This window comes from Pseudomonas sp. WJP1 (assembly GCF_028471945.1).
In the GTDB taxonomy this organism is placed as follows: Bacteria; Pseudomonadota; Gammaproteobacteria; order Pseudomonadales; family Pseudomonadaceae; genus Aquipseudomonas.
Genome location: NZ_CP110128.1, coordinates 6,308,727 through 6,327,719 on the forward strand (window position 1 = coordinate 6,308,727; position 18,993 = coordinate 6,327,719).

An 18,993-nucleotide genomic window follows, 5' to 3' on the forward strand; every position below is an offset into this window, starting at 1 on the left:
AAAAAGACCAACGCGTGGGCAGGGGCCGATGCATCAGGTAAACTGCCGCATCTTTTATACCTATAACGATTCGCCTGATGCCCACGACGTTTCATGAGATTCCCCGCAAGCGCCCGACCACGCCCCTGCTCGACCGCGCGAACACGCCGGACGGCCTGCGCCGGTTAGGCGAAGCCGAGCTGGAAACCCTGGCCGATGAGTTGCGCCTGGAATTGCTCTACACGGTCGGTCAGACCGGTGGGCATTTCGGTGCAGGTCTGGGCGTCATCGAGCTGACCATCGCGTTGCATTACGTTTTCGACACCCCGGACGACCGGTTGGTGTGGGACGTGGGTCATCAGGCTTATCCACACAAGATCCTCACCGGTCGTCGCGAGCGCATGGCCACCCTGCGCCAGAAGGACGGCGTTGCCGCCTTCCCGCGCCGTTCCGAGAGTGAGTACGACACCTTTGGCGTCGGCCATTCCAGCACGTCGATCAGCGCAGCCCTGGGCATGGCCATTGCCGCCCGCCTGCAAAACAGCGATCGCAAGGCGATTGCCGTGATCGGCGACGGCGCACTGACGGCCGGCATGGCGTTCGAAGCGCTGAACCATGCCCCGGAAGTGGACGCCAACATGCTGGTGATCCTCAACGACAACGACATGTCGATCTCCCGCAACGTCGGCGGCTTGTCGAACTACTTGGCGAAGATTCTTTCCAGCCGCACCTACGCGAGCATGCGCGAGGGCAGCAAGAAAGTCCTGTCGCGCCTGCCCGGCGCCTGGGAAATCGCCCGCCGCACCGAAGAATACGCAAAAGGCATGCTGGTACCCGGCACGCTGTTCGAAGAGCTGGGCTGGAACTATATCGGCCCGATCGATGGCCACGACCTGCCGACCCTGATTGCCACCCTGCGCAACATGCGCGATCTCAAGGGCCCGCAGTTCCTGCACATCGTCACCAAGAAAGGCAAAGGCTTCGCCCCGGCGGAAGTCGACCCGATCGGCTACCACGCCATCACCAAGCTCGAACCCCTGGACGCCCCGGCCGCTGCGCCGAAAAAAGCCAGCGGGCCGAAGTACTCCGGCGTGTTCGGTGAATGGCTGTGCGACATGGCGGCTGCCGACCCGCGCCTGGTCGGGATCACCCCGGCGATGAAGGAAGGTTCGGACCTGGTGGCCTTCAGCGAGCGTTTCCCGCTGCGCTACTTCGACGTGGCGATTGCCGAGCAACACGCCGTGACCCTGGCGGCCGGCATGGCCTGCGAAGGCGCGAAGCCGGTGGTGGCGATCTATTCGACCTTCCTTCAACGCGGCTACGACCAGTTGGTGCATGACGTCGCGGTGCAAAACCTTGACGTGCTGTTCGCCATCGATCGCGCCGGCCTGGTTGGCGAAGACGGTCCGACCCACGCGGGCAGCTTCGACCTGTCGTTCCTGCGTTGCATCCCAGGCATGCTGGTGATGACCCCGAGCGACGAAAACGAACTGCGCAAGATGCTCACCACCGGCCATCTGTACGAAGGCCCGGCGGCAGTGCGCTATCCGCGCGGCAACGGCCCGAATGCGACCATCGAAAAAGACCTCGAGCCGATCGAAATCGGCAAGGGCGTGGTTCGCCGCCAGGGCAGCAAGGTCGCCCTGCTGGTGTTCGGCGTGCAACTGGCCGAGGCGCTGAAAGTCGCCGAGACACTGGATGCGACCGTGGTCGACATGCGTTTCGTCAAACCGCTGGATGAAACACTGGTTCGCGAGATTGCCGCCAGCCACGACCTGCTGGTGACCGTCGAAGAAAACGCCATCATGGGCGGTGCCGGCGGTGCGGTCAGCGAATTCCTCGCCCGTGAGAACATCCTCAAGTCGGTGCTGCACCTGGGCTTGCCGGACATTTACGTCGAACACGCCAAGCCTGCGCAGATGCTGGCTGAGTGTGGCCTGGATGAAGCCGGGATCGAAGCTTCGATTCGCGAACGCCTGCAACTGCTGAACCGCTAAACCGCTATACACACTCTCCCCTGTGGGAGCGGGCTTGCCCGCGAAGAGGCCGACACATCCAACATCAATGTTGAATGTGCCGACGCCTTCGCGGGCAAGCCCGCTCCCACAGTGGTTTGTGGCGTTATCAAATTTGTGTACACCTCAAGCACCAACGGACTGCCATGAAACTCTCCCCCCTCGCCCTGACGCTGACCCTGCTGCCAGCCGGCCCGCTGCTGGCCGACACCTTCGAACGCGACCAGGCCCTGAAGCTGCCCGACGTGTTGATCAGCGCCAACCGCCAGGTCGAGGCGCGCAACGACAGCAGCGCCGCCAACACGGTGTTCACCCGCGAAGACATCGACCGGCTGCAACCCGACAGCGTCACTGATCTGCTAAGGCGTGTACCGGGGGTGCAAGTGGCACAAACCGGCGGGCGCGGCAGCCTGCCGGGGATCTACATTCGCGGCACGCAATCGGCCCAGAGCCTGGTGCTGGTGGACGGCCAACGGATCGGCAACTCGTCCTCCGGCGACAGCAACCTGCAACACATCAACATCGACCAGGTCGAGCGTGTGGAAGTGCTGCGCGGCTCCCGTTCGGTGATCTACGGCAGCGACGCGATTGGCGGGGTGATCCAGATCTTCACCCGGCGTGGCAGCGAGCCCGGCCTGCAACCGAGGCTGCACATGGGCTTTGGCAGTAACCAGACCTGGGAGCGCAGCCTCGGCGTGTCCGGCGGCGATGAGCAGACCCGCTTCAACCTTGGCGCCAGCCTGGACGAAACCGCCGGAATCGATCGCACCCATGAGTCGTATCCCAGCGACGGCGATCACGACGCCTACCGCAACAAATCCCTGAGCCTGAGCCTGAGTCACGCCCTCACCGACGACGTCGAGATCGGCGCCAACCTGCTGGATAACCGTGGCAAAAGCGAATTCGACAATCCGTTCGGCCGCTTCGACCTGAACACCTTCGAGTCAGTCCAGCAGCAGCCCTACAACGAATTTGATGTGAGCAGTGTCAGCAGCTACGTCGACGCACGGGTCAACGACCTGTGGAAAACCCGCGTCGAGTTCGGCCACAGCGAAAACCGCGAGAAGACGTTCGACAAGCTCAGCGATGAGCGCAGCGTGTTCAACACCTACCGCGACTCGGTGAACTGGCAGAACGACCTGACGCTCAACGAACGCAACAGCCTGATCCTCGGCGGCGACTGGTACGAAGACCGGGTCAACAGCAGCACGCCATTCGACGAAGACAGTCGCTGGAACCGCGCGGCCTTTATCCAGCATCGCTACCAGGCTGATAGCTTCTCTACCGAACTGGGCCTGCGCCGCGACCAGAACCAGCAGTTCGGCGGCCAGAACAGCTGGAGCGGCACCTTCACCCTGCCGCTGAACCCGGAAAACGATGTACTGCTGACCTACAGCGAAGGTTTCCGTGCACCGACCTTCAACGACCTGTACTACCCGGATTTCAGCAACCCGGACCTGAAACCCGAGACCTCGAAGAGCTATGAACTGCAATGGCGCAGCCAATTGACCGAGAGCAGTCGCCTGGAGGCCTCGCTGTACCGCACGGATCTTGAAAACGCGATCATCTTCGGCAGCAACTCACGGCCGGAAAACGTGGCCTCGGCCCGCATCAACGGCTTTGAAGCGGCGTTGAAACAGGAGCTGTTCGGCTGGCAGAGCAACCTCGGCGTGGCGATTATCGACCCGCGGGACCGCGACTCGGGGCATACCCTGGCCCGTCGCGCACGTCGTACATTGAGCTGGGACCTGGATCGACAGTTCGACCGCCTGGGCCTGGGCGCCAGCTGGCAAGCCGTGAGCAGCAGCTATGACGACTTGAACAATCAACAGCCATTGGGTGGGTATGGTTTGCTGGGATTGCGCAGCAGTTGGGCGCTCAATCGTGAGGTCAGCCTGGAGCTGAAGGTCGATAACCTGCTGGATAAGGGATACAGCCGGGCGCTGTACAGCCATGAAGGCAGCCAGTATGGGTATCGCGAGGAAGGTCGGGCGTGGATGTTTGGGGTGACCTGGACCCCGGAGATCTGACCAAGAATTCCGGTGTTTGGGCCGGCCTCATCGCGGGCAAGCCCGCTCCCACAGGGTTAGCGTGATTCCTGTGGGAGCGGGCTTGCCCGCGATGAATGCACCTCGGTCTCAGCGATCGGGCGCAATCAAATGGCAAAGCTTGGCCGTCGCCTCGACCATCTGCCCGCTCGGCCGCTCCAGCCCCTTGTCAGTCACCAACCGCAACTGCCCCCGCCGCACCGCCGCCACCTGCGGCCACGCCCTCCACGCATCCAGCTGCCCCTGATCGCTGGCCAGAATCACCTCGGGATTGCGCTGCAACACCGCTTCCACGCTGACTTGCGGTGCCGGCAGCGCCAGATCGGCAAACACGTTTTGCGCCCCACAGACTTCCAGCGCAGCGCTGATGATTTGCCCGCCGCCCACGGTATAGAGCGGCCGGTCCCAGACCTGATAGAACACCCGCAACGGCTGGTCGCGCCGGTAGCGCTTGCGCAGCTCAGCCAGCCGCTGGCGCAAACCGCCAGCCAACGCAACCCCACGCTCAGGCCGACCAAGCTGCAAGGCGATCGCTTCGATCTGCGCGGTGAGTTGTTGGAAATCATGGGGTTCGGCGACGTAGGTCGGGATGTTCAAGCGCTTGAGTTGCTCACGCTGGGCCGGGCCGACACTGCCGGGCCAGAGCAGCAGCAAATCAGGCTGGAGGCTGAGCAAGCGTTCCATGTCCAGCTGACCGTAGCGGCCCACGGAGGGCAAGTCCTTGAGTTCGGCAGGACGCTCACCGGCGTCCAGCACGCCGACCAGCAAGTCGGCCGAACCCAGTTCAACAACCATTTCAGTGAGGGACGGGGCAAGGCTGACAACCCGTTCGACCGCCCCGATCGAGCCGCTGGTGGCCAGCAGCAACAGCGCCAGCCAGGCAAGACGCATCAACCGAGCTGACGCGGAATACGGTAGAGGTAGAACAGCACCGCGGTCGACAGCGCCAGCAGCATCAGCGGTACCGCCTCAAGGTCGACGAACACCGCCAATGCACCGATCCAGGCCGGCAGGCCAGCCGCGAGGAACGCCGTGCGCCGCTTGGCCGCCAGGTGGATCCATGCGCCAGGCTCTTCAGGGGTATCGAGGGCTTTCTGGGTGGCGATCAACGCATGCTTGTAGCCGCCGAAAAACTTCAGGCTGACAAACATCGAGGCGACACCGGCGATGAACAACGGCATCGCCAGCACCGGCAGGATGGCTTCACCCTGGCCGAACACCGCGTTGATCACGAACAGCGGCAACAAGGCCAACGCCAGGTATTGCCACCAGTTGACGGACAGTCGCCGCCGTACCTGACCGCGGGTCACGCCCGGCCTACCTCGCCCTGATGTTCGTTGCCCATCATGTGGTCGAGTTTGCTGGCCTTGGTCGCCAGGTAGAGTTTGTTGTGCGGGTTGTGGCCGGTGTGCAGCGGCACGCGCTCGGCAACCGCGATACCCATGTCGGTCAAGGCTTTGACCTTGCGTGGGTTGTTGGTCATCAGGCGCAGGGATTTCACCCCCAGGTGCTCCAGCATCGGCAGGCACATGGCGTAATCACGCTGGTCGGCGGCAAAGCCCAGGCGCTCATTGGCTTCAACGGTGTCGGCACCGCCGTCCTGTAGCTCATAGGCGCGGATCTTGTTCAGCAGGCCAATGCCACGGCCTTCCTGACGCAAATACAGCAATACGCCCCGACCTTCACGGGCGATGGCCTGCAGCGCGGCCTCAAGTTGCGAGCCGCAGTCGCAACGCTGGCTGAACAAGGCATCGCCCGTCAGGCATTCGGAGTGCAACCGACCGAGCACCGGGGCACCGTCGGCGATCTCACCCAGGCTCAGCACGACGTGCTCGCGACCGGTGGCCTCATCGAGAAAGCCGTGCATGATGAATTGCGCAAAAGGCGTTGGCAGCTTGGAAGCGGCGACAAAAACGACAGGCACCGGTGTGCTCCTGATCTAAAAGTCTGAAGATTCGCAGGCCGGCATTGTAACAGCAGGTTCCAACCGACGCTTAGGCTGAATTATCGGCCATAACTATCAAAAAGTTTGATTACTGGCCGCTCAGCTGCTCATTCTCATCGAATGGGTAGGGTTGCTTCCAGCGTTCGAAGATCGGCCTGAGCTCACCGCTTTTCACCAATTGCGCCATGCGCTGGTCGAACAACGCCATCAGGCTGCGGGCCGCCGGGGTCTTGGCAAAGCACAGGTACAGCGGTAATTCGGCGATATGCGTGCGACGGAACTGGGAAGGATCCTTGGCCCGACTGAGCACCCAATCGACTTCGGTCAGCGCGTCGATGTAGAAGTCGGCGCGGTTCTGCGTCAGCATCGAAACGATACCGGTCCGCCTCAACACTTCGTTGTAGCGGCGAATATTTGGCAGATAATCCTGATAGTCGTAGCCACGCACCCACGCCAGGCGGTAATTGCCCAGGGTTTGCGGGGTCGGTTGCGGACTGCTGGCCAGGCCCAGGGCATAGATATGATCGGTATCGAAGTTCCAGCGCGGATACAGCACATCGCTGGATTCTTCATGGTAGGAGCCGACACAGGCATCGACTTCGCCCCGCTCGGCCAGCCCCATCGAACGCACATAGGGTTCGGTGCGGATGTCCAGCTTGACCCCCGCCGGCTCGAAGACTTTGCGCAACACGTCCCAGCCCAGGCCGTGGCCGTCGGCAGCGGTATAGTCTTCCCAGTCTTCGCTGGCCAGATGAATCACCGTCGGCGCGGTGGTTGCCTCCTCCGCCTGGGCGAATGCACCGAACACCGCAAACACCATCGCTACCCACCAGCGTCGAGCCATCCCTAGTTCTCCCAATTAATCCCTCAGGCGAAAATCCATACCAGCCCCTGCATCGCCAACCACGCAAACACCCCGGCCAACACATCATCGAGCATGATGCCGACGCCTCCATGCACATGCCGGTCAACCCAGTGAATCGGCCACGGCTTGAGGATATCGAAGAAGCGGAACATCAGGAATCCCGCCAGCAGCCATTGCCAACCTTCCGGCACCAGCCACAGGGTGATCCACATGCCGACCATCTCGTCCCAGACGATGCCTTCGTGGTCGTGCACCCGCAAATCATCGGCCACCTTGCCGCACAGCCAGAAGCCGAACAGCATGGTGATGCCCAGCATCAACCAGTAACCCCAGTCGGGCAACATCTGCCATAACGGGATAAAGGGTAGCGCAACCAGCGACCCCCAGGTGCCCGGAGCCTTTGGCAAGGTGCCCGAGCCAAAGCCAAACGCGAGAAAATGCCAGGGATTGCGCCAGACCGAAGGCGGTACAAACTCCGCCGGAACCTGTTTGGGGTGATCTGTCACGGTGTCTCCCGAAAATGTTGATAGCCCCGGGTTTGCGGGGTGATGTCCTTGCCCTCGGCGTCCAGCAGCGTCACGCCCTGCCCCGTTATCACCCGCCCAATCACATGAATCGGCCAGCCATCGGCCAGCAACAGCGGCAACTCGACGGACGGTAGGGTGAAGGCCAGGACGTAATCGTCCCCGCCGCTCAGGGCCGCAACCTGTGCGTCCCCTCGACCGAGAAAATCGACCAGGCTCTGCGACAGCGGCAAACGCTCCCGCTCGACTTCAATACCGACCTTCGAGGCCAGCGCGATATGCCCGCAATCAGCGAGCAGACCATCGGAGATATCCATGGCCGACGTGGCCTTGCCACGCAGCGCCTGGCCCAAGCCGAGTTGCGGTTGCGGCGACCAGTAATGCGCCAGCAGCGGCTCGGCAATGCGCGCTTGGGCCGTGCGCTGGCCGAGCACCAACGGCAAGGCACCGGCAGCATTGCCCAGGTCGCCGCCCACACACAGCAGATCACCCGGTTGCGCACCGCTGCGGGTCAGCGCCAGACCGCCCGGCACACGCCCGAACACGGTCATGGTCAGGCTCAGGGGCCCATGGGTGGTGTCGCCGCCGACCAGTGCCACGCCGCAGCTTTGCGCCATCTGGTTCAAACCACGGGCATAGGCTTGCAACCAATCGGCGGTCACCGTCGGCAAGGTCAGGGCAAGGGTAAAGGCAACGGGCGTGGCGCCCATGGCAGCCAGGTCGCTGACGGCCACGGCAAGCGAGCGCTGACCGAGCAGAAACGGATCGCAGGGGTCGGCGAAATGCACGCCGGCCACCAGGGTGTCGGTAGAAATCGCCAACTGCTCCCCGGGAGGAACAGCCAGCAAGGCGCAGTCATCGCCAATCCCGAGGGCAACGCCTTCGCCGCCTTGCGCACAAGGCGCGGCGGCGAAGAAATTGCGGATCAGCTCAAACTCACCCATCGCTGAATCAAGCGCCGATCAGCGCTTGAACGCCTTAACTTCAGCTTCACGCAGGCGCGGGGCCAGCTTGTCGAGCACGCCGTTGACGAACTTGTGGCCATCGGTGGAACCGAAGACCTTGGCCAGTTCGATCCCTTCGTTGATCACAACGCGGTAAGGCACGTCGACGCGCTTGAGCAGTTCCCAGGTGGACAGGCGCAGAACCGCCAGCTCAACCGGGTCCAGCTCTTCGATGGTCAAGTCCAGGCAAGGCTTGAGCGCGGTGTCGATTTCGGTCTTGAACTGCGGAACCCCGTGCAGGATTTCGCGGAAGTACGCACCATCGACATCGGTGAAATCGTTATCGACCCGGAACTGCGCTTCGATCTCGTTCAGCGACTGCTTGGCCATGTGCCATTGGTACAGCGCCTGGGTCGCGAGCTGACGGGCTTCGCGACGCTTGACGCTTTTCGATGGCTTGCCAGCATCCGCAGGTTTTGGATCGCGCGGGTTGAAACGATCGCTTTCGTCGCTAATCACTTGGCCTCCAACTGCGCCAGCAGGCTGACCATTTCCAGAGCGGACAGGGCAGCTTCGGCACCTTTGTTCCCGGCCTTGGTGCCGGAACGTTCAATGGCTTGCTCGATGGAATCAACGGTCAGGACGCCGAAAGCGACCGGCACGCCGAACTCCATGGACACCTGGGCCAGGCCCTTGGTGCACTCGCCAGCCACGTATTCGAAGTGCGGAGTACCGCCACGAATGACCGCGCCCAGGGCGATGATTGCCGCGAACTCGCCCTTCTGAGCGACTTTCTGCGCAACCAGCGGGATTTCGAAGGCGCCAGGGGCACGGATGATGGTGATGTCGCTTTCGCTCACGCCATGGCGAACCAGGGCATCAACAGCACCGCTGACCAGGCTTTCAACGACAAAACTGTTGAAACGGCCTACTACCAGAGCATAGCGGCCTTTAGGGGCGATGAAGGTACCTTCGATGGTCTTCAGGGTCATTCGATAGATCTCTTAAAGAGCCGGGACGCGTCTCGTACGCGTCCCTCGGTGATTTATTTGCCGCGAATTCAAGTCCGGAAACGACCGGTCATTATTCGGAGGGCACGTATTCTACAACTTCCAGATCGAAACCGGATATCGCATTAAATTTCATCGGTGCCGACATCAGGCGCATTTTACGCACGCCGAGGTCGCGCAGGATCTGCGAACCGGCACCCACGGTGCTGTAGGTGGTCGGCTTTTTCACCGCCAGGTGATCGGCGGTTTCGCGAATGTGCGCCAGCAATACATCGCCATCCAGTGGGTGGCCGAGCAACAGCACCACGCCACTGCCGGCCTCGGCAACCGCGGACATGGCGGCGCGCAGGCTCCAGCGGCCCGGTTGCTTGACCATCAGCAGGTCGCGCAGCGGGTCCATGTTGTGCACCCGAACCAGGGTCGGTTCTTCGGCGCAGACAGTGCCCAGGGTCAGGGCCATGTGCACGTCGCCTTCCACGGAATCACGATAGGTCACCAGGTTGAATTGGCCCAGTTCGCTGTCCAGAGGCTGCTCGGCAATCCGCTGAACGGTACGTTCGTGGATCATCCGGTAGTGGATCAGGTCGGCGATGGTGCCGATCTTGATGTTGTGTTCGGCGGCGAAAGCTTCCAGCTCGGCGCGACGGGACATGGTGCCATCGTCGTTCATCACTTCGCAGATCACTCCGCTCGGCTCGAAACCGGCCATGCGCGCCAGATCGCACGCGGCTTCGGTATGGCCGGCGCGGGCCAGGGTGCCGCCGGCCTGGGCCATCAGCGGGAAGATGTGGCCCGGGCTGACGATGTCTTCAGCCTTGGCATCACGGGCAGCAGCCGCTTGCACGGTGCGCGCACGGTCGGCGGCGGAAATGCCGGTGGTCACACCGGTGGCCGCTTCGATCGATACGGTGAACTTGGTGCCGAAACCGGAACCGTTGCGCGGGGCCATCAGCGGCAGCTTGAGCAGTTCGCAGCGCTCGCGGCTCATCGGCATGCAGATCAGGCCACGGGCGTGCTTGGCCATGAAGTTGATGTGTTCGGCCTGGCAGCACTCGGCGGCCATGATCAGGTCGCCTTCGTTCTCGCGGTCTTCGTCATCCATGAGGATGACCATCTTGCCTTGGCGGATGTCTTCAACCAGTTCTTCGATGCTATTGAGCGCCACAAGGCACCCCCATTCTTTTAGAAATTGAGTTTCAGGATTTGAGGTAGCCGTTGGCGGCCAGAAAGCTTTCGGTAATGTTACTGGAAGTCGGCTCAGCGGCTTTGTCCCCCAGCAGCAGGCGCTCCAGATAACGCGCCAGCAAGTCCACTTCCAGGTTCACCCGGCGACCTGGCTGGTACGACGCCATGATGGTTTCGCTCAGGGTGTGCGGAATGATCGTCAGCAGGAACTCGGCGCCATCGACCGCGTTCACGGTCAGGCTGGTGCCGTCGACGGTGATCGAGCCTTTATGGGCGATGTACTTGGCCAGTTCCTTGGGCGCGCGGATGCGAAATTCCACGGCACGGGCGTTTTCGGTGCGAGCAACCACTTCGCCCACGCCGTCGACATGGCCACTGACCAGGTGCCCGCCGAGGCGAGTGGTCGGGGTCAGGGCTTTTTCCAGGTTGACCGGGCTGCCGCTTTTGAGGTCATTCATGGCGGTGCAGTCGAGGGTTTCGCGACTGACGTCAGCCGCAAAGCCGTTGCCCGGCAGTTCAACGGCGGTCAGGCACACGCCGTTGACCGCGATGCTGTCGCCCAGTTTGACGTCGCTCAGGTCGAGCTTGCCGGTTTCGACGTGGACCCGCACATCTCCGCCTTTAGGGGTCAATGCACGAATACTGCCGATGGATTCGATGATGCCGGTGAACATGGGGTTCTCCTCGAGAACAGGGCCAGCGCTATAGCGATGGCCGGAAATTATACGCTCGCTGCCGGTGAAGGAATGGCAGTGACTCGCCAGTCATCGCCCACCGCGCGAATTTCGGTGATTTTGAGCTCGGGTGCATCTTTCATTTGCGCGAGCGGCCAGTCCAGCAGCGGCCGTGCCGAAGAGCCCAAAAACTTGCCGGCAATGAAAATCTGGAATTCATCCACCAAACCGAGTTGCGCGAAAGCACCGGCCAGCCGCGGACCGGCCTCCACCAGCACCTCGTTGACGCCACGGTTGGCGAGCTCGATCAGCAGCTGACGCAGATCGACCTGACCGTCGTAGCCGGGCACGATCAAGCATTCCGGGCCATTGGCGTATTGCTCTTCCACCGCGACACAGGTGGCGACCAGCGCCGGGCCGGCCTTGAAGAACGGGGCATCCAGCGGCACGCGCAAACGCCCGTCGACCAGTACGCGCAGTGGCGGACGGCTCATCACCAAAGCAGTTTGCTCGGCATCCAGGCCCAGCTCATCGGCACGCACGGTCAAGCGGGCGTTGTCCGCCAGCACGGTGTCGGCACCGGTCAGCACCACGCTGGCCTGGGCACGCAGGCGTTGCACCGCCGAACGCGCCGCGGGCCCGGTGATCCATTGGCTTTCGCCGCTTTCCATGGCCGTGCGACCGTCCAGGCTCATGGCCAACTTGACCCGCACGAACGGCAAGCCCTGTTCCATGCGCTTGAGGAAGCCTTGATTGAGCTTGCACGCTTCACCCTCCAGCACACCACTTTCGGTGGCGATGCCGGCCTGGGCCAGGCGTTGCAGGCCCCGCCCGGCCACTTCCGGGTTCGGGTCCTGCATCGCCGCCACCACCCGCGCCACACCGGCGTTGACCAGCGCATCGGCGCACGGTGGCGTGCGACCGTGGTGGCTGCAGGGTTCGAGGGTCACGTAGGCGGTGGCGCCACGGGCCAACTCACCGGCGGCGCGCAAGGCGTGGACTTCGGCGTGGGGCTCACCGGCGCGCTCGTGCCAGCCTTCGCCGACGATCTGCCCGTCGCGCACGATCACGCAGCCGACCCGCGGGTTGGGGTGCGTCGTGTAATGACCTTTGCGCGCCAGCTCCAGCGCGCGGGCCATGTAATGGGCGTCGAGGATGGCAAGTTCTGCTGGCGTGGTCATTCTTTCACCGGTTCCCGGGCCAGGCGATCGATCTCTTCGCGGAACTCATTGAGGTCCTGGAAGCGGCGATACACCGAGGCGAAGCGGATGTAGGCGACTTCGTCGAGCTTCTGCAGCTCGGCCATCACCAGCTCACCGACCACGAGGGACTTGACCTCACGTTCGCCGGTGGCGCGCAGTTTGTGTTTGATGTGCACCAGCGACGATTCGAGGCGCTCGACACTCACCGGGCGCTTTTCCAGCGCACGCTGCATGCCGGCGCGGAGTTTTTCTTCGTCGAACGGCTGGCGACTGCCGTCGGTTTTGATCAGGCGCGGCAACACCAGTTCAGCGGTTTCGAACGTCGTGAAACGCTCGCCGCAGGCCAGGCATTCACGCCGGCGGCGCACCTGTTCGCCCTCGGCGACCAGACGCGAGTCGATGACCTTGGTGTCGTTGGCACCGCAGAAGGGACAGTGCATGGTGGCAGGCAACAAAAAAAGGGAGGGCCATGGTAGCGCATCCGGGTGGCAAGACAAGCCATAGGGTTTGCGGTATACAGACGGGATGATCATATGATCCATGGATTTCACCCTTCCGGAGCTGCCAATGCCGTTACGACCGCTCGTTTTGCTCAGCCTTTTCAGCCTGTTGGTGGCTTGCAGCAGCGATGCCCCCCAGCCACCAACGCCAGGCCCGGCGCCGCAGCAAGCGCAAAAGAAAGCCCGGGAGTCGGCCAACCTCGGCCCACTGCCGGCGTACCAACGGGAATTGAGCGGTACCCTTCAAGGCGTACCGGAAGGCGCCGAAGTCGAGCTGGCCCTGCTGGTGATCGACGAAAGGGACCGCCCGCAACAATTGCTTGCCAGTTCAAACCTGATCGGCACCAACCAGGTATTGCCGTTTCATCTGCGTTTCAATCCAGACTCGTTCCCGGCGGGCGCCCGTGTTGAACTGCGCGGCCGCGCCAGCCAGTCGGGCCAACTGATCCTGCACCTGCCATCACAGCGGATCTATCAGCCGACCACCCAGGTGCTGGGCCAACTGCAATTCGTCAAAGCCCCATGAAGACGCCGCTGGACCTGCAACAGGCGTTGGGTGAATTGCTCGGAGATGCGCGACTGGTCGCCTTTGAGTTGCCGCAGACTGATCTGAAACTGTGGCTGATCGATGGCGACAACATGGACCGCGCCTTCAGCCCGGAAGAAACCCGGCGCATTCTGCATGAGCCGCCGTACTGGAGTTTCTGCTGGGCCAGCGGCCTGGCCGTGGCCCGTTACCTGGCGCAGAACCGGCATTGGGTCGAAGGCAAGCGGGTGCTGGATTTCGGTGCCGGCTCTGGTGTGGCCGGGATTGCTGCGGCCAAGGCCGGGGCGCTGGAAGTGGTGGCCTGCGACCTTGACCCGCTGGCAATTGCCGCCTGCCGGGCGAATGCCGAACTTAATGACGTTCAGCTCACTTACTCGACGGATTTTTTCGCCGAAGACGACCGTTTTGACCTGATCCTGGTGGCGGACGTGCTGTACGACCGGGCGAACCTGCCGCTGCTCGATGAATTCCTCAGTCGTGGTCGGGAAGCACTGGTGGCGGATTCGCGGGTACGGGATTTCCGGCATCCGTTGTATCGGCGCATCGAAATGCTGGAGGCCATGACCCTGCCGGATCTGTGTGAGCCCGAAGAGTTTCGGCATGTGAGCCTTTACCACGCAAGCCGCCCCCTGTAGGAGCGAGGCTTGCCCGCGAAGACGTCCGGTCAGGCAAGACACCTCGCTATGACCGCCCGCTTCCGGCCACCCCCCGCCAGGCCGTATAGTTGCCCCAATCACGCTTCCAAGAGATCCCCCATGAGTCAGCAAACGCCGTACATCTTCGACGCCACGACTGCCGATTTCGACCAGTCGGTGATCGAGAACTCCTTCCACAAACCGATGCTGGTGGATTTCTGGGCCGAATGGTGTGCGCCCTGCAAGGTGCTGATGCCGATGCTGCAGACCATTGCCGAGAGCTATCAGGGTGAGCTGCTGCTGGCCAAGGTCAACTGCGACCTCGAACAGGACATCGTCGCCCGCTTCGGTATTCGCAGCCTGCCGACCGTGGTGCTGTTCAAGGATGGCCAGCCGGTGGATGGTTTTGCCGGTGCGCAGCCGGAATCGGCCGTACGGGCGCTGCTCGAGCCCCATGTACAAATGCCGCCACCGGCCGATGCCGATCCGTTCGAACAGGCCCAGGCCTTGTTCGACGACAGCCGCTTCGCCGATGCCGAAGCCCTGCTCAAAGTGTTGCTGGGCGAAGACAACACCAACGCCAAGGCGCTGATTCTTTACGCACGCTGCCTCACCGAGCGTGGTGAGCTGGGCGAAGCGCAAGCCGTGCTCGACGCGGTCAAGAGCGATGAACACAAGGCTGCCCTGGCCGGTGCCAAGGCGCAGATCAAGTTCCTCGGCCAGGCCAAGGATTTGCCCGATGCCGCCGACCTGAAAGCACGCCTGGCGAAAAACCCGCAGGACGATGAAGCGGTCTACCAACTGGCCGTGCAACAACTGGCCCGCCAGCAGTACGACGCGGCGCTGGATGGATTGCTCAAGCTGTTCATCCGCAACCGCAGCTACAGCGAAGGCTTGCCGCACAAGACCTTGCTGCAGGTGTTCGAATTGCTGGGTAACGACCATCCGCTGGTGACGACGTACCGCCGCAAGCTCTTTGCTGCGTTGTATTGATTACCCCCCCCCCTGTAGGAGCACGGCTTGCCGGCGATGGCGTCCTTGAGATCGCTTCGCCAGCAAGCTGTGCTCCTACAGTTTTGTGATCCAATGAAAGATAGGCGTATCGCCGCCGCTCTCGACTTTCACATCCGCGCTATGGCGCAAACGCACCAACAGGCGCTTGCCCGACGCCGCACTACCGGTCAGCCCTTCCAACTGCTCCAGCAGATCCGGTCCGCTCAATTGCCCGGCCTTGCGCAGCAAATCCCTGGCAACCTGCCACAGCGCATCGTCCTGATTCAGCGGTTTCGCCGCCGGTGCACTGACCTCGGTTTTTTCCACCTGCAACTGCGCACCCAGCCGCGCCCAATCGGCGTCATCCATCTCCAGCGTCAAATCCACCGGCCAGTCGCCGATGCTTCCGCGAATTCGCAACATGAGTCAGCTCCCGAACATTTCTTCACGCCCATGCTCCCATGGGGCTTGTGCAACGCCAAGCTGGCAGTCACAATCCGCGCACTAACGTTATAAGATTACATAACATTTTTTTCATCTTGTCTTTCGGAGACTCGCCATGCGTCGCCTGCTTCTCGCCCTGCCGTTTGCCTTGTTGCCGCTGACTGTCGCCCATGCCGCCGACGAACATGATCACGACCATGAGCACGGCAGCCTCGGCGCCCACGAGCACGGCGTCGGTCGCCTGAACGCGGCGCTGGACGGCCAGACTCTGGAGCTGGAACTGGAAAGCCCGGCGATGAATCTGGTGGGGTTCGAGCATGCCGCTGCCACCGATGCCGACAAAGCCAAGGTCGCCGCAGTTCGCGCTCAACTCGAGAAACCGTTGGCGCTGTTCAACCTGCCCAAAGCCGCTGGCTGTGTGTTGGAAAACCAAGAGCTGGAAAGCCCGTTGTTCGGTGACAAGCCAGATGCCGACGAGGATCACGATGAAGACGCTCACGAGCACCACCATGACCACAGCGAAATCCACGCCCGTTACCAATTCACCTGCGCCACACCAGGTGCGCTGAAGACCCTGGATCTGGCGAATATTTTCAACAGCTTCCCGGCGACCCAGAAAATTCAGGTACAACTGATCGGCCCGAGCGGGCAGCAAGGGGTTGAAGTGACGGCGAAGGCTGCCGCCCTCAAATTCTGATCCACCGAAGATCCCCCTGTAGGAGCGAGCCTGCTCGCGATGGTGTGTTAGTCGACATCACTGCGGCTGATACACCATCGCGAGCAGGCTCGCTCCTACAGGTTAATCAACACCCATGAAATCGGTTAAATGACCCAAGCACTCATCGAACTGTCCGACCTGGGCTTCAGCTGGCCCGGTCACCCACCGCTGCTGGATATCCCGGCGTTTCGCCTGGAGCCCGGAGAAACCCTGTTCCTCAAGGGCCCCAGCGGCAGCGGCAAGACCACCCTGCTCGGCCTGCTCGGTGGCGTGCAAAAGCCCGATCGCGGCAGCATTCGCCTGCTCGGCCAGGAGCTGACCGCACTCTCGGCCGGTGCCCGCGATCACTTTCGCGTCGATCACACCGGCTACATCTTCCAGCAGTTCAACTTGCTGCCGTTTCTGTCAGTGCGCGAGAACGTCGAACTGCCCTGCCACTTCTCCAAATTGCGCGCCCAGCGGGCGAAGCAGCGCCATGGCAGCATTGATCAGGCCGCCGCCACCCTGCTCGCCCACCTGGGTTTGAAGGACGACAACATCCTCGCTCGTCGCGCCGACTCCCTGTCCATCGGCCAGCAACAACGGGTGGCCGCCGCGCGCGCGTTGATCGGTCAACCGGAACTGGTGATCGCCGACGAGCCGACCTCGGCCCTCGACTACGACGCCCGGGAGAACTTCATTCGCCTGCTGTTCGCCGAATGCCGCGAAGCCGGGTCGAGCCTGTTGTTCGTCAGCCATGACCAGAGCCTGGCACCGCTGTTCGATCGCCACCTGTCGCTGGCCGAACTCAATCGCGCCGCCACGTCTGCAGAGGTCTGAGATGTATCTGTTTCGTCTTGCCATGGCCAGCCTGGCTAACCGCCGCTTCACCGCGATCCTCACCGCGTTCGCCATTGCCCTATCGGTGTGCCTGCTGCTGGCCGTGGAACGGGTGCGCACCGAGGCCAAGGCCAGCTTCGCCAGCACCATCAGCGGCACCGACCTGATCGTCGGCGCGCGTTCCGGCTCGGTCAACCTGCTGCTGTACTCGGTATTCCGCATCGGCAACGCCACCAATAACATCCGCTGGGACAGCTTCGAACACTTCGCCAACAACCCGAAAGTGAAGTGGGCCATTCCCATGTCCCTCGGCGATTCCCATCGCGGCTATCGGGTGATGGGCACCACCGAGGCGTACTTCGAACACTACCAGTACGGCCGCCAGCAACACCTGGAACTGGCCGATGGCCGCGCCTTCGCCACCGACCCGTTCGAAGTGGTGCTCGGTGCCGAAGTCGCGGATGCACTGCACTACAAACTCGGCGACAAGCTGGTGCTGGCCCACGGCGTGGCCGTGATCAGCCTGGTCAAGCATGACGACAAGCCATTCACCGTGGTCGGCATCCTCAAGCGTACCGGCACCCCGGTGGACCGCACGCTGCACATCAGCCTCGGCGGCATGGAGGCCATTCACGTCGATTGGCATAACGGCGTGCCGGCCCGGGGCAACGGCCGGATCAGCGCCGATCAGGCGCGCAACATGGACCTGACGCCCCAGGCGATCACCGCGTTCATGCTTGGCCTCAACAGCAAGATTTCGACCTTTGCCTTGCAGCGCGAAATCAATGAATTCCGTGGCGAACCGATGCTGGCGATCCTGCCGGGCGTTGCGCTGCAGGAGTTGTGGAGCTTGATGAGCACGGCGGAAAAAGCCTTGTTCGTGGTGTCGCTGTTCGTGGTGCTGACCGGGTTGATCGGCATGCTCACGGCAATTCTCACCAGTCTCAACGAACGCCGACGGGAGATGGCGATCCTGCGTTCGGTGGGCGCGCGGCCGTGGCATGTCGCGACACTGCTGGTGCTGGAGGCGTTCGCCCTGGCGCTGGCCGGCGTGGTGGCCGGCGTGGCGCTGCTTTACGTGTGCATCGCGGCGGCCCAGGGTTACGTGCAAGCCAAATACGGACTGTTTCTGCCACTGGCGTGGCCAAGTGAATATGAATGGACGCTACTCGGTGGCATCCTGATCGCTGCGTTGCTGATGGGCAGCGTGCCTGCCTGGCGCGCCTATCGCCAATCCCTGGCCGATGGCCTGTCGATCCGTTTATGAGGATGTTGAAATGCCCCGCGCCGTCTTTGCGCTGTTGATGCTGGTCGCCTTGCCGTTGTGGGCAGCTGCGCCGAAAGAGCTGACCTGGTCGGAAATGATCCCGCCGGATGCGGCGCCGGAAGTGCCGAACATGACGCCGCTGCACGACCTGTCGAAAATGAGCGATGCCCTGTCCGCCGAATCGGCGCCGGCAGCGAAGCAGGACATGCCCAACGCGCCGGTGGTCAAGGCCCTCGACGGGCAGAATATTCGCTTGCCGGGCTACATCGTGCCGCTGGAAGTGAGTGAAGAAGGTCGTACCACGGACTTTCTGCTGGTGCCGTATTTCGGCGCCTGCATTCACGTACCGCCACCGCCGTCGAATCAGATCGTGCATGTCAAAAGCGCAGTCGGCGTGAAGCTCGACGAGCTGTATCAACCGTACTGGATCGAGGGTGCGATGCAGGTCAAGCCATCCACCAGCGAGTTGGCGGATGCCGGTTACCAGATGGAAGCGGACAAGATCTACCTGTATGAGTTGCCGGAGTGAGTCCGGCATTCATGTGTTGCTTGATCGATCGTCATCGCGAGCAGGCTCGCTCCCACAGGGAATCGGCTACAAAAACCAACTCCTTCCCACTTTCCTTGAGCTGAGTCAAAAGACCGAATCGTTAGCCGGCTTACCATTGGACATCGAACA

22 protein-coding genes are annotated in these 18,993 nt (G+C 62.4%); 9 read left to right on the forward strand and 13 right to left on the reverse strand.

Annotated elements, in window-relative coordinates:
- The first annotated feature begins 77 nt into the window (after positions 1–77).
- Complete coding sequence (gene dxs / locus OH720_RS28395; RefSeq protein WP_272603713.1) at positions 78–1,976, forward strand: 1-deoxy-D-xylulose-5-phosphate synthase; 1,899 nt, start codon at positions 78–80, stop codon at positions 1,974–1,976.
- A 164-nt stretch (positions 1,977–2,140) separates the two neighbouring features.
- Positions 2,141–4,024, forward strand: a complete 1,884-nt coding sequence (locus tag OH720_RS28400; RefSeq protein WP_272603714.1) for a TonB-dependent receptor domain-containing protein — start codon at positions 2,141–2,143, stop codon at positions 4,022–4,024.
- A 108-nt stretch (positions 4,025–4,132) separates the two neighbouring features.
- Here the strand turns inward: OH720_RS28400 and OH720_RS28405 are convergent, their stop codons facing one another.
- The 12 genes from OH720_RS28405 to nrdR form a co-directional block, all read right to left on the reverse strand.
- Positions 4,133–4,933, reverse strand: coding sequence for a cobalamin-binding protein (locus OH720_RS28405; protein WP_272603715.1), 801 nt, complete (start codon positions 4,931–4,933; stop codon positions 4,133–4,135).
- Positions 4,933–5,352 (reverse strand): MFS transporter, encoded by a 420-nt coding sequence (locus OH720_RS28410; protein ID WP_272603716.1) that lies wholly within the window; start codon positions 5,350–5,352, stop codon positions 4,933–4,935. Before OH720_RS28410 ends, OH720_RS28405 begins: the two co-directional genes overlap by 1 nt.
- Entirely contained in the window at positions 5,349–5,966 is a 618-nt protein-coding gene (ribA, locus tag OH720_RS28415; RefSeq protein WP_180204442.1) for a GTP cyclohydrolase II, read from the reverse strand. Before ribA ends, OH720_RS28410 begins: the two co-directional genes overlap by 4 nt.
- Before the next feature lie 109 nt (positions 5,967–6,075).
- Positions 6,076–6,831 carry a substrate-binding periplasmic protein gene (locus tag OH720_RS28420; RefSeq protein WP_272603717.1) on the reverse strand — a complete coding sequence of 252 codons (756 nt, stop codon included), beginning with the start codon at positions 6,829–6,831 and terminating at the stop codon, positions 6,076–6,078.
- Between the two features lie 23 nt (positions 6,832–6,854).
- The gene (locus OH720_RS28425) at positions 6,855–7,358 is read right to left on the reverse strand and encodes a phosphatidylglycerophosphatase A family protein (RefSeq protein WP_008059518.1); all 504 of its coding nucleotides are present in this window, start codon (positions 7,356–7,358) and stop codon (positions 6,855–6,857) included.
- Positions 7,355–8,320 carry a thiamine-phosphate kinase gene (gene thiL, locus OH720_RS28430; RefSeq protein ID WP_272603718.1) on the reverse strand — a complete coding sequence of 322 codons (966 nt, stop codon included), beginning with the start codon at positions 8,318–8,320 and terminating at the stop codon, positions 7,355–7,357. The genes OH720_RS28425 and thiL overlap by 4 nt, the downstream gene beginning before the upstream one ends.
- Positions 8,321–8,338: 18 nt before the next feature.
- Positions 8,339–8,839 carry a transcription antitermination factor NusB gene (gene nusB, locus OH720_RS28435; protein ID WP_008000432.1) on the reverse strand — a complete coding sequence of 167 codons (501 nt, stop codon included), beginning with the start codon at positions 8,837–8,839 and terminating at the stop codon, positions 8,339–8,341.
- Positions 8,836–9,312: a 6,7-dimethyl-8-ribityllumazine synthase gene (ribH, locus tag OH720_RS28440; RefSeq protein WP_003228649.1), complete on the reverse strand. Its 477-nt coding sequence runs from the start codon at positions 9,310–9,312 to the stop codon at positions 8,836–8,838. Before ribH ends, nusB begins: the two co-directional genes overlap by 4 nt.
- A 91-nt stretch (positions 9,313–9,403) precedes the next feature.
- The gene (gene ribBA, locus OH720_RS28445; protein WP_008059522.1) at positions 9,404–10,495 is read right to left on the reverse strand and encodes a bifunctional 3,4-dihydroxy-2-butanone-4-phosphate synthase/GTP cyclohydrolase II; all 1,092 of its coding nucleotides are present in this window, start codon (positions 10,493–10,495) and stop codon (positions 9,404–9,406) included.
- A 31-nt stretch (positions 10,496–10,526) separates the two neighbouring features.
- Entirely contained in the window at positions 10,527–11,189 is a 663-nt protein-coding gene (locus tag OH720_RS28450) for a riboflavin synthase (protein ID WP_008033746.1), read from the reverse strand.
- A gap of 47 nt (positions 11,190–11,236) precedes the next feature.
- Entirely contained in the window at positions 11,237–12,370 is a 1,134-nt protein-coding gene (gene ribD / locus OH720_RS28455; protein WP_272603719.1) for a bifunctional diaminohydroxyphosphoribosylaminopyrimidine deaminase/5-amino-6-(5-phosphoribosylamino)uracil reductase RibD, read from the reverse strand.
- Positions 12,367–12,831, reverse strand: a complete 465-nt coding sequence (nrdR, locus tag OH720_RS28460) for a transcriptional regulator NrdR (RefSeq protein WP_003228656.1) — start codon at positions 12,829–12,831, stop codon at positions 12,367–12,369. The genes ribD and nrdR overlap by 4 nt, the downstream gene beginning before the upstream one ends.
- A 127-nt stretch (positions 12,832–12,958) precedes the next feature.
- Between nrdR and OH720_RS28465 the strand changes: the two genes are divergently transcribed.
- The 3 genes from OH720_RS28465 to trxA all read left to right on the forward strand — a co-directional run bounded on the left by OH720_RS28465 (position 12,959) and on the right by trxA (position 15,066).
- Complete coding sequence (locus OH720_RS28465) at positions 12,959–13,417, forward strand: YbaY family lipoprotein (protein WP_272603720.1); 459 nt, start codon at positions 12,959–12,961, stop codon at positions 13,415–13,417.
- Positions 13,414–14,073, forward strand: a complete 660-nt coding sequence (locus tag OH720_RS28470) for a class I SAM-dependent methyltransferase (RefSeq protein WP_272603721.1) — start codon at positions 13,414–13,416, stop codon at positions 14,071–14,073. The genes OH720_RS28465 and OH720_RS28470 overlap by 4 nt, the downstream gene beginning before the upstream one ends.
- A gap of 120 nt (positions 14,074–14,193) precedes the next feature.
- Positions 14,194–15,066, forward strand: a complete 873-nt coding sequence (gene trxA, locus OH720_RS28475; protein ID WP_272603722.1) for a thioredoxin — start codon at positions 14,194–14,196, stop codon at positions 15,064–15,066.
- Between the two features lie 75 nt (positions 15,067–15,141).
- On the opposite strand, the gene OH720_RS28480 is transcribed toward trxA, so the two are convergent.
- Positions 15,142–15,489 carry a hypothetical protein gene (locus OH720_RS28480; RefSeq protein ID WP_272603723.1) on the reverse strand — a complete coding sequence of 116 codons (348 nt, stop codon included), beginning with the start codon at positions 15,487–15,489 and terminating at the stop codon, positions 15,142–15,144.
- A gap of 136 nt (positions 15,490–15,625) precedes the next feature.
- Between OH720_RS28480 and OH720_RS28485 the strand changes: the two genes are divergently transcribed.
- From OH720_RS28485 to OH720_RS28500, 4 genes are all read left to right on the forward strand, one after another.
- Complete coding sequence (locus tag OH720_RS28485; protein WP_272603724.1) at positions 15,626–16,207, forward strand: DUF2796 domain-containing protein; 582 nt, start codon at positions 15,626–15,628, stop codon at positions 16,205–16,207.
- Between the two features lie 129 nt (positions 16,208–16,336).
- Positions 16,337–17,047 (forward strand): ABC transporter ATP-binding protein, encoded by a 711-nt coding sequence (locus OH720_RS28490; protein ID WP_180204432.1) that lies wholly within the window; start codon positions 16,337–16,339, stop codon positions 17,045–17,047.
- 1 nt (position 17,048) lies between these two features.
- Positions 17,049–18,314, forward strand: a complete 1,266-nt coding sequence (locus OH720_RS28495) for an ABC transporter permease (protein ID WP_272603725.1) — start codon at positions 17,049–17,051, stop codon at positions 18,312–18,314.
- Positions 18,315–18,324: 10 nt separating this feature from the next.
- Positions 18,325–18,843 (forward strand): DUF3299 domain-containing protein, encoded by a 519-nt coding sequence (locus OH720_RS28500; protein WP_272603726.1) that lies wholly within the window; start codon positions 18,325–18,327, stop codon positions 18,841–18,843.
- Positions 18,844–18,993 lie beyond the last annotated feature (150 nt).